General features: G+C 57.1%; 9 protein-coding genes. 5 read left to right on the top strand and 4 right to left on the bottom strand.

Annotation, left to right across the window (positions count from 1 at the left end; genetic code table 11):
• From ACN080_RS10215 to ACN080_RS10205, 3 genes are all read right to left on the bottom strand, one after another.
• The coding region (locus tag ACN080_RS10215) for a SufD family Fe-S cluster assembly protein (protein WP_419113721.1) at positions 1-825 on the bottom strand (825 nt) is incomplete at its 3' end.
• Positions 826-828: 3 nt separating this feature from the next.
• Positions 829-2286, bottom strand: a complete 1458-nt coding sequence (gene sufB, locus ACN080_RS10210; protein ID WP_419099763.1) for a Fe-S cluster assembly protein SufB — start codon at positions 2284-2286, stop codon at positions 829-831.
• 100 nt (positions 2287-2386) lie between these two features.
• Positions 2387-3154, bottom strand: a complete 768-nt coding sequence (locus ACN080_RS10205; RefSeq protein WP_419113720.1) for a helix-turn-helix transcriptional regulator — start codon at positions 3152-3154, stop codon at positions 2387-2389.
• A 320-nt stretch (positions 3155-3474) separates the two neighbouring features.
• Here ACN080_RS10205 and ACN080_RS10200 point away from each other — a divergent pair, with 320 nt between their 5' ends.
• The 3 genes from ACN080_RS10200 to ACN080_RS10190 are packed head-to-tail and all read left to right on the top strand — an operon-like array spanning position 3475 to position 6332.
• On the top strand, positions 3475-4437 hold the full coding sequence (locus ACN080_RS10200; protein WP_419110698.1) for an ABC transporter ATP-binding protein: 963 nt from the start codon (positions 3475-3477) through the stop codon (positions 4435-4437).
• Positions 4434-5219, top strand: a complete 786-nt coding sequence (locus ACN080_RS10195; RefSeq protein ID WP_419099765.1) for an ABC transporter permease — start codon at positions 4434-4436, stop codon at positions 5217-5219. Before ACN080_RS10200 ends, ACN080_RS10195 begins: the two co-directional genes overlap by 4 nt.
• A 30-nt stretch (positions 5220-5249) precedes the next feature.
• Positions 5250-6332, top strand: coding sequence for a COX15/CtaA family protein (locus ACN080_RS10190; RefSeq protein WP_419113719.1), 1083 nt, complete (start codon positions 5250-5252; stop codon positions 6330-6332).
• A gap of 76 nt (positions 6333-6408) precedes the next feature.
• Here ACN080_RS10190 and ACN080_RS10185 read toward each other — a convergent pair whose 3' ends face one another.
• Complete coding sequence (locus ACN080_RS10185) at positions 6409-7350, bottom strand: heme o synthase (protein WP_419099810.1); 942 nt, start codon at positions 7348-7350, stop codon at positions 6409-6411.
• Positions 7351-7835: 485 nt separating this feature from the next.
• Between ACN080_RS10185 and tkt the strand changes: the two genes are divergently transcribed.
• Positions 7836-9947, top strand: coding sequence for a transketolase (gene tkt, locus ACN080_RS10180; RefSeq protein ID WP_419099767.1), 2112 nt, complete (start codon positions 7836-7838; stop codon positions 9945-9947).
• Positions 9948-10077: 130 nt separating this feature from the next.
• Positions 10078-11038 (top strand): transaldolase (gene tal, locus ACN080_RS10175; RefSeq protein WP_419113718.1); only part of this gene is annotated, 961 nt, incomplete at its 3' end.

The following is an 11038-nucleotide window of genomic DNA, read 5'->3' as shown; positions in this document are numbered from 1 at the left end:
GCGGTTTTCCATATGCTGGTTGGCATCGACAAAGTAGAGGCCGTACATCTCAGTTTCAGCGCCGGGGGCGGTGAACTTGGTGGAGGGGGTAACTCGGACCAGGTCGCCGCCCAGGCTGATGTTGATGTGCTTAAACTTGGCGTCGCGCCCCAGTGAAGCGTACTGGGCTGAGGCGTGGATTGCGTCCTTCTCCCACTGCTGGAGGGTGATGACGGTCAGGGAGGACGAGTCGCCTACCTTGAACTCCACGTTCTGTGAGAGCACAGCGCTACCGGTGTGGCGCAGAACCACAAGGGCCTTGGAGAAAGGCTTAGTTTCGATAAAGAGGTGCTGAGCGGACGGGTCCTTGTGGGTTCCCTCGATATTGACCTCGATGCGCTCGGTCAGCTCGGCTTCTGCGGGGACGGTAATAGCGGTTGCCTGGGCGAAAGCGCTCCAAGCGTTTGCCGCTACACGGTCCTCGGGGATGCCGGCGGACCCGATACGGGCATCGGTGCGCTCGACGGTTTCTACCTGGACTTCGGCGGGAGCGGTGACCTGCGTAGCGGGTGCCTCACCGGTCAGCTGCTCGGTGTGCAGGCCCCCCAGCCGCTTAAGGGGGGTAAAACGCCAGTCTTCTTCACGGCCTGTTAGGGCGGGGAAGTCCTCTACCTTAAAGGAGGTCTTGCGCTCGGCGCGCGAAGCGTCGATTTCTACCTTGTCGGTGTTGTGCTGAGAGACGCGGATGGTGTCGTCGGTGGCCAGCTCTGATGCCAGCTTTTCACCTTCCTGGTCCATACCGGGAATGAGGGGGTTGTTGTGCCCCTGGTTTGCTTCGTTAGCCATAATTTAGCCTACGGATCCTTCCATCTGGAGTTCGATCAGGCGGTTGAGTTCTAGGGCGTATTCCATGGGGAGCTCGCGGGCGATGGGCTCTACGAAGCCGCGAACAATCATAGCCATGGCTTCGTCCTCGGGCAGGCCACGCTGCTGGAGGTAGAAGAGCTGCTCTTCAGAAACACGGGAGACGGTCGCTTCGTGGCCCATGGTGACGTCGTCTTCGCGGATATCTACGTAAGGGTAGGTATCTGAGCGGGAGATGGTGTCCACCAGCAGGGCGTCACAGACCACGGAGCTCTTAGCTCGTGAGGCACCTTCACGGACCTGAACCAGGCCTCGGTAGGCCGCACGGCCGCCGTTACGAGCTACCGACTTGGAGACGATAGTTGATGAGGTGTTGGGGGCGATGTGCACCATCTTGGAACCCGTGTCCTGGTGCTGGCCTTCACCGGCGAATGCGATGGACAGGGTCTCGCCTTTAGCCTGTTCACCGACCATGTATACGGCGGGGTACTTCTGGGTGACCTTTGAGCCGATATTGCCGTCAATCCATTCCATGGTTGCGCCCTCGTGAGCGATAGCGCGCTTGGTCACAAGGTTGTAGACGTTGTTGGACCAGTTCTGAATGGTGGTGTAACGAACGCGAGCGTTCTTCTTGACAACAATTTCAACCACAGCGGAGTGCAGTGAGTCGGTCTTGTAGATGGGGGCGGTGCAACCCTCAATGTAGTGAACGTAGGAGCCTTCATCGGCAATGATGAGGGTACGCTCGAACTGGCCCATGTTCTCGGTGTTAATACGGAAGTAGGCCTGTAGAGGGATTTCTACGTGGACTCCCGGGGGAACATAGACGAAGGAGCCACCGGACCATACAGCTGTGTTCAGCGCTGCGAACTTGTTATCGCCGGCGGGGATAACGGAGCCGAAGTATTCCTCGAAGAATTCGGGGTGCTCTTTGAGGGCGGTATCGGTATCCAAGAAGATGACGCCCTGGGCTTCAAGGTCTTCACGGATCTGGTGGTAGACAACCTCAGACTCGTACTGAGCGGCAACACCAGCGACGAGGCGGTTACGTTCTGCCTCGGGGATACCCAACTTTTCGTAGGTGTTACGGATGTCTTCGGGCAGTTCTTCCCAGGTTTCTGCCTGTCGTTCGGTGGAGCGAACGAAGTACTTGATGTTGTCGAAGTCGATATCCGACAGATCAGCGCCCCAGCTGGGCATGGGTTTGCGGTCGAAGAACTTGAGAGCCTTTAGGCGGAGGTCAAGCATCCACTGGGGTTCGCTCTTCTTGCCTGAAATGTCGCGCACGACATCTTCGTCCAGACCACGCTTTGCAGCCTGGCCCGCTTCATCTGAGTCGGCCCAGCCGTACTCGTAGGTACCGATACCTTCGAGTTCGGGGTTTGCCTCCAGAATCTCTGAAATGACGGTGTTGTTGGCCTTGCGCTCAACCTGTTCAGTCATTACGGCCTTTCTTGGTGGGTTGGTTTTCGCTGGGTGGCCAGCGAAATCTTCTTCTCTCCGGGCTTGACCTCTTGTGGCGGGTAAGGCCCGGTGGGAAAGTCTATTGGTTTCTATCAGAGGTGGTAGCTCTTGCGTCTTGCTCGGTGAGCTGAGTGGCCGCTGCCCGCCCCAGCGGAATGTGGGTGGTGCAGACGTGGGCGCCATTGGCCATGGTTGAAAGCCTGCGCACGTCAACTCCCAGGAGGTCGGAAATAATCTCTGTTTCCTGGTCGCAGAAAACGCTGAAGTCCTCGGCGAGGTCCCTGACCGGGCAGTGCCCCTGGCAGAGCTGAATGGATGCAAGCAGGTGGTCGGGGAGCTTGGTGCGAGAGCCTGGGCGTGCCGGGCTCATCTCTTGGGCAGTGGCCACAAAGCCATCTCGAGTCATGGCTTCAGCCAGGGCTTCAGCTCGGGCTGATACATCGTCTCCCGCTGCTTCAACAACCGGGCGGTAGCGTTCTGCCATCTCGTGGGCCCGCGCGCTGGCGAATTGACGGAGCGCGCTCTCCCCTACGGCATCTTTGAGCATGGTGAGTGCATCGCGGGCAATGTCCAAGTAGTCGTTGCCCAGTTCGCTGTGGCCGCGGGGTGCTATGACATAGCGCCGGGCGGGACGACCAGCGCCTGCCCCGTGTTGCCGGTGGCTGGCAACCTCAATGAGGTTATCTTTTTCAAGGACGTCAAGGTGACGGCGTACAGCTGCCGGGGTAAGGCTGAGTAGCTCACCCAGTTTGGCCGCAGAAACAGGGCCGTGAGTGAGAACTCCTTGCAGAACGCGATCGCGGGTGCGTTCCTCTGTTTCTGCAGGGCGCGTTGTCTTTACGGACACAGTGCTGCCTTTCTCTGCGGAATACACCAATAAAGTATGTCGTAATTGGCCGACATTAAGCTAGTAAGGTCACCCTATTTAACGGGGTACAGTTGGTCACATTTATTATGAGTTTCTCATATTAACCTCTTATTTGCCCGCTAAAGTAGGAGTCATCGACCGCGGGCGGTCAAAGTTAGCTGAGAAAGTTGTTTCAAACGCCCAGCTAGACCTCAATATCCTCTGGAAGCCACTAGAATGGACGGGTGATTACACACTCCCATAGCCCCGGCACCGCCTGCCCTCAAGAAAACCCAGCTCACCAGAGCTCACCTGCTCTCATGATTGACGGGCTGGTCAAGGACTTCTCCCCTTCAAAGGCATACGCACGCCAGCACCCAGATGCCCTCACTGACGCTGGTCTTAAGCGCGCGGTCAATGGCCTTTCCCTAGAAATTCATAGGGGGCAGGTAACCGTCCTATTAGGTGCCAATGGTGCTGGCAAAACGACTACCCTTGCATGCGCCCAGGGCCTGCTCAATCCTGATGCTGGGACTATCTCCTTGCTGGGCCAGAACCCCTGGGGAGCTTCCCCCGACTTGCGTGCTAGGGTTGGCATCATGCTTCAGGACGGTGGCCTACCTCCGGCTGTTAGGCCTATCCCCCTTCTTAAGCATGTCGCCCGCATGTACTCCGACCCCTTGAACGTCGATGAAATAGCCAGACGATTGGGAATTGACGCTTTCAACGGAACCACTATTCGCAGATTATCCGGCGGCCAGAAACAAAGGGTTGCCCTGGCAGCAGCACTTATTGGACGTCCAGAGGTTCTTTTTCTCGATGAGCCAACCGCTGGCCTCGATCCGCAATCACGGGCCGTTGTCTTCGACATTATTCGTGAACAGCGCCAGGCCGGTGTCGCGGTTATCTTGACCACCCATCTGCTCGATGATGCCCAGCGAATTGCCGACTATGTGTACATGATTGAACGCGGTTCAGTGGTTCTCTCTGGGACTATGGACCGGGTGCTTATGGCTGGTAGCCAGGCAGAAAAGACCCTGACCTTCACTGCTCTGCCCGGCCTGACCAGCAGCCTTATCTTTACCCCGGCTCAGGCTCAGCAGATCACCCTACTTGAAGAATCGTCTGGCTTCTACCGGCTAGTCGGGGACATCACCCCCCAGCATCTGGCGGAGCTGACGGCTTACTGGGCTAAACACAAGATCATGCCCGGTGAATTTGAACTGGCTAACCGCTCCCTCGAAGACGTATTCCTTGAACTAGCAGGCAGAGAAATCCGATGAGCACTACAGCACCCAAAACCCAACAGGCCACAGCCGCTTCCTCCCCTGCGCGCATTCTTGCTCAGGGCCGTTTTGAAACCCTGGCTATGCTCAAAAATGGTGAACAGCTCATGCTCAATGTCGCTTTCCCAGTCATGGCGATTTTGGCCCTCAACTTCACTGGCTTCCTAGACCCCTGGGCACAGCGGTACGGGGTAGCCCGTATCGACGTTGCTATCCCCGGTGTGCTTGCCCTGTGTGTTCTCTCCACGGCGCTCTCAGGTCAGGGCATCGCCACAGGCTTCGACCGCCGCTACGGTGTTCTCCGATTTATTTCCACCACTCCGCTGGGGCGCGGCGGGCTGGTAGCCGGCAAGGTACTGGCCGTACTTTCGGTCCTCCTCATTCAGTACCTGCTGGTAGGTGCGCTCGGGCAGCTTCTTGGATGGACGGCAACTATCCCCGGTCTACTGCTCTCAGCCCCAACACTCCTACTGGGCGCGGCCTGCTTCACCTCCCTAGGACTCCTCATAGCTGGCACTGTCAGGGCTGAAGCCACCCTAGCAATTGTCAATATGGCCTGGGTCATCCTGGCAGGTGCAGGCGGCATCCTTATTCCCACCGACCGTTACCCGGCATGGCTCTCGCAGCTGATCGACCTCCTGCCCTCAGCGGCACTCGGTAATGCTCTACGCGGGGATTTTGTGGGCCACCAGTTCCTCCTGGTACCTCACATTATTTTGATTCTGAGCACCGTGCTCTTTGGCGCTCTGGCCGTCCGTTTCTTCAAATGGTCTGCCTAAGACCACCCTCCACCAGTGAAAGAAAAGTTCATGACTAGCAGGAACTCATCTACCCCCTCACCTGAGAGAGCTCAGCGGCTACCAGTAGCTAGCAAGGTCATACCCCGCAGCTATACCCCCTGGATTAAAAAAACAGCCTGGGCTTTAGCTATCGCCAATATCTTCTTGATTATCTCCGGTGGCGTTGTTCGTCTCACGGGCTCAGGGCTGGGCTGTGACACCTGGCCTAAGTGCACCTCCGATGGATCCTGGACAACCACCCCCGAAATGGGCATCCACGGCTTGGTGGAGTTCGGTAACCGCCTCCTGACTTTTGTGCTGGTTATTATCACAATTGTCGCTTTTATCGCTATCCTGGGCATCGTTTTCCCTCAGCGGGTCAGCACCGGTTTCTTCGTCAAAAAGCTCATCTTTGGTGCCCGGGCCCACGAGTCCCGCTATGCGGACCTCTTCAATCTCACTTTGCTTCTGCTCTGGGGCATCCCCGTCCAAGCGGTTGTCGGTGGTATTTCTGTCTGGCAGAAACTCAACCCCTGGATGGTCACGGCCCATTACATCCTGTCGGCAATCATGATTGCACTTACGGCTATCTATCTCAATCGTATTTACCGGTACTTTGGTGGTACTGCTCAGGCTGAGGGGTTGGCGGCAGAGGCACCTCGTGAAGGCTCAGGCCTTATGCGGGTCCTCGGCTGGCTAGGCTTCGCTCTGGTTGCCGCACTCATCTTTATGGGTACCGTGACCACAGGTACCGGACCTCACGCTGGTGATGCTGAAACCCACCGTCATGCTTTTGACCCTGTGCTGGTAACCCGACTCCACGGAACCCTAGTCTGGACCTACTGCGCCACGGTCTTGGCTTTCTTCGTATTGGTCCGTAAATACGCTCTAGCCCCGATCTTCACCAAGTCCCTTTTCTGGGTTCTGCTTGTTTTGGGCTACCAGGCAGTTGTGGGCTACACCCAGTACTTCAACGGCCTACCTGCCTGGCTGGTTGAGTTCCACCTGATTGGGTCAGGTATCTTCTCTCTAGCCGCTGCGTCGCTTATTGAGCGTCAGCTGGTTCTATCCAGTGCTGCCTCCCGCAAGCGTGCACTGGAGCGTATCAGCTAGGCCACGACTGAATGCAAAAAATGGGGGCCCAGCCTGCAGCGAGCAGGCCGGGCCCCAATTTTATTCTGTCTTGCGCTTATATTGACAGAACAGCTGAACCCACAAAAGGATCAATAGCCAGAGCAATGAAAAGTACAGTCAAGTAGGTAATGGAACCGTGGAAGACCACCATGGCAGTTCGGCTCGTAGCCTGTTCTTTGAGGGCCAGAGCATGAAGCTTGTGGCAGTGGTAGAGAAACCAGGCACCAATCAGCAAGGCGGCAATCGTATACACCCAGCCTGCTCCCCCCAAGGGAATCAGCAGCAGGGAACAAATCACCATAGCCCATCCATAGAGAACGACTTGGACAGAGACACTCTTAGCAGAGTCTGTGGCTCCTAGCATGGGAATACCGGCGGCACGGTAGTCCTCGGCATATTTCATGGAGAGAGGCCAGTAGTGCGGGGGTGTCCAGAGGAAAATCACCATGAAGAGCACAAGAGCGGCCCAGGAAATGGTGTTTTCGACAGCGGCCCAGGCGATGAATACCGGCATGCACCCGGCAAGGCCGCCCCAAACGATATTTTGTTTGGTGCGTTTCTTGAGCCAGAGCGAGTAGAAGACGACATAGAGGAAAATTGCGACTAGGCCCAGAGCTGCGGCTAGCGGGTTCACCAAGAAGTAGAGGTAAATAATCGAAATAACCGATAGCACCCAAGCGAATACCAGGGCTTGGCGGTCAGTGAGCTCACCGGTGACCAAGGGGCGCTTCTCGGTACGCTTCATCAGTCGGTCGGCATCGCGGTCGATGTAGCAGTTAAAGGCACACGAGGCACCGGCAGCCAGGGATCCACCGATCATGGTGTTGAGAACGAGCCAGAGATTGGGGAAGCCCCCCGCAGCAAAGATCATGGTGGGTGCTGTTGTCACCAAAAGGAGTTCGATAATCTGAGGCTTAGTCAGATGAATGTACGCCTTTACCTTGCGCATCAGGGAAATCTGGCCGGGTACAACCGACTCAGGTGCTGTAGAGCGCACCTTATCGCGGTCAATCACGGTGTTGATGCCATGGCCCTTCACGTATACTGACTTCCCTTACAGGTCGAGTGTCGTGCTCTTATAACTACCTACCGGTAGTGGTATTCACTATGTGAAATTCCCGGTGATTTCGTGGCGCATGCCCACTCAATCTTTTTATGGCCAGCTGTTACACCAAGTTACCCAGTTTTTAGTGTTTTGGGTCACTTATGAGGGGTGTAAAAATCGTTTGCAAGCAGGCCAAAAGAGCTTTTGTTCAAATTACATCGTATAACGACAGGGCAGGCTGTGCCTAATGTTGCCCGGGTGCCCTTTAGCACCTCCGTCCGCCCACAGGCGAACCCGGCCAGTAGGTGCAGGTGTGAACTATCCTTAGAGAAGATACTTTTTGCCCATTTACCCCGCACGGAAGACCAGTGCTGGCAGGGCAGATTGACAAATAATTGTCACTATATCTGGGCAACCAGAGCGAGAGAGGATGGCCTATGCCTAATCTGAACCAGAAACTTGAATGGACTGAAAAAGATCAGCGAGCTGTTGACACCGCCCGCGTACTTGCAGCGGATGCAGTTGAGAAGGTCGGTTCAGGCCACCCCGGTACCGCAATGAGCCTGGCCCCCGTTGCATACCTGCTCTTTCAGAAAGTAATGCGCCACGACCCTACCGATGATCGCTGGGCAGGCCGAGACCGTTTTATCCTCTCTCCTGGACACACCTCGCTAACTCTCTACAACCAGCTCTTCTTAGGCGGGTTTGGTCTGGAACTCGACGACATCAAGGCTCTGCGTACCGCTGGAGCCCTCACCCCCGGCCACCCCGAGTTCGGGCACACCAAGGGTGTAGAAATTACGACCGGCCCACTGGGCCAGGGCCTGGCCTCGGCAGTAGGTTTTGCCTATGCGCAGCGCCGCATGCGCGGTCTATTTGACCCCGAAGCAGCTCCCGGCACCTCGCCTTTTGACCACACCATCTTCACCATTGCTTCTGAAGGCGATGTTCAGGAAGGCGTTACCGCCGAAGCCAGCGCGCTTGCCGGTCACCAGCAGCTCGGCAACCTGGTTGTCATCTACGACCGCAACCACATCTCAATTGAAGATGACACGGATGTTGCCTTCACCGAAGACGTAGCAGCCCGTTACGAGGCCTACGGCTGGGATGTCACCACAATCGATTGGACCGCAGGCGGAGAGTACCAGGAAGACGTTGAGGCGCTCTACGATGCTATCGTGGCGGCCACGAAGGTTACCGATAAGCCCTCCTTTATTGAACTGCGCACCATCATTGGCTACCCGGCACCTCATAAGCAGAACACCGGCGGCATTCACGGCTCCAAACTGGGCGCCGACGAGGTAGCCGCCACCAAGAAGATTCTAGGTTTTGACCCTGAACAGCACTTTGCTGTTGAGCCTGAGGTTCTTGAGCACACTCGCGGGCTGCTTGCTCGTAGTGCCGCTGAGCGCGCCGAATGGGACAAGAACTTTGAGACCTGGAAGCAGGCTCATCCCCAAGAAGCCGCTCTCTACGAGCGTCTTATTGCCGGTGAACTTCCCAAGGACCTAGACCAGGCTCTACCTGTCTTTGAGGCTGGTACCGCTGTGGCTACCCGTGCCGCCAGCGGTAAGGTCATCAACGCCCTGGCCCCCCACCTGCCAGAACTGTGGGGTGGCTCCGCTGACCTGGCCGGTTCTAACAACACCACCATTGACACCGAGAAGAGCTTCAATCCTCAGGCCCGCTCCACCAAGGCTTGGACTGGCCACCCCTACGGTCGCGTCCTGCACTTCGGTATTCGTGAGCACGCAGCAGCGGCTATTACCAACGGTATCGCTCTGTCCTCACCAACCCGTCCCTTCTCCGGCACTTTCTTTGTCTTCACCGACTACCAGCGCCCTGCAGTTCGCTTGGCAGCACTCATGGGTGTACCCAACATCTTCGTATGGACCCACGACTCCATCGGGCTGGGTGAAGATGGCCCCACCCACCAGCCTGTAGAGCATCTGACAGCAATGCGCGCTATCCCCAACCTGGATGTCGTCCGCCCCGCAGACGGTAACGAAACCGCCGTTGCCTGGCGTAAGATTCTCGAGATCAAAGATCACCCGGCAGGCCTGGTGCTCTCACGCCAGAACCTGACCAACCTTGCTCGTGAAGACCTGCACCCCAAGGCTGAGGGTGAGAAGTTCGCTTCAGCCCAGGGCACCGCACGCGGTGGCTATGTGCTGGCTGATACCGAGGGAACCCCGGATGTCATTCTGATTGCTACCGGCTCTGAGGTTGAGCTTGCTCTGGCCGCGCGCACCCAGCTTGCAGAAGAAGGCATTGCGGCTCGTGTTGTCTCCATGCCTTGCCGCGAGTGGTTTGCCGCTGAGAGTGCGGAGTACCGCGAGTCGGTTATCCCTGCCGCTGTCAAGGCACGAGTTACTGTCGAAGCCGGCTTGGCTATGTCTTGGCAGGACCTCTTGGGCCATGCTGGTCGCGCTGTCTCTCTGGAACACTACGGTGCATCTGCCTCAGCCGAAGAGCTCTTCGCTGATTTCGGTTTCACCGCCGAGAAAGTAGCTGCAGCAGCACGCGAGTCCATCCAGGCCGCCCAATAACCACAGGGTTCCGTGCGCGGTACCCGTACAGAGAGCGGCGGCTGACCTGCTTTCTGCTCTTGACCTATATGAGCCCTAGCCGGAGCGCATCAGCCCGGCTAGGGCAAGCAACTACAGAGGAAATACACCAATGACTACACCTACCCAGAAGCTTTCCGACGCCGGCGTCTCCATCTGGCTCGATGACCTTTCCCGTGAACGCCTGTCCAGCGGTAACCTGCAGACCCTGATTAATACCAAAAACGTTGTTGGCGTGACCACCAACCCCAGTATTTTTGCCGCAGCACTGAGCAACGGCGCGGCCTACGCTGAGCAGATGAAAAAACTCGCAGAGCAGGGCACAGAGGCAGAAGCCGCGGGCTTCGCCGCCATGATTGATGATGTACGCGATGCCTGCGACGTTTTTGCTCCCATTTACGAGGCAAGCCAGGGCTTTGACGGTCGCGTCTCCATTGAGGTCAGCCCCCTGCTGGCTCGCCAATCTGATGCAACTTTTGCTCAGGCAAAGCAGCTCTACACCGCTGTTGGCCGTGAAAACGTCATGATTAAGATTCCCGCCACCGAAGAGGGTCTTGCCCCCATTGCGCAGACCCTGGCCGAGGGTATCTCGGTCAACGTCACTCTGATCTTCTCGCTGGAGCGCTACCGCGCAGTCATCAACGCTTACATGCTGGGCCTAGAGAAAGCACTGGAGAACGGTAAGGATCTGTCAAAGATTCACTCCGTAGCTAGCTTCTTTGTCTCCCGTGTCGACACCGAAATTGATGCCCGTCTCGATGCCATTGCTACCGAGGAGGCCCTGGCCCTGCGTGGCAAGGCCGGTCTTGCTAACGCCCGTCTGGCTTTTGAGGTCTACGAGCAGGCATTCGAGTCAGAGCGCTGGGCACGCCTTGAAGCCGCTGGGGCTAACCACCAGCGCCCGCTCTGGGCCTCAACAGGTGTCAAAAACCCCGCCTACCCCGACACCCTCTATGTCACCGAGATTGCCGCCCCCGGCACCGTGAACACCATGCCTGAGGCAACTCTCATGGCGACCTTTGACCATGCAGAGGTCACCGGTAATGCGATTGCAGGCACCTACGAAGAATCAA

The organism is Rothia sp. CCM 9416 (assembly GCF_048513535.1).
Taxonomy (GTDB): domain Bacteria; phylum Actinomycetota; class Actinomycetes; order Actinomycetales; family Micrococcaceae; genus Rothia.
Note: the sequence above shows the minus strand (reverse complement) of the source record. Positions and strands in the feature narration are given on the sequence as shown.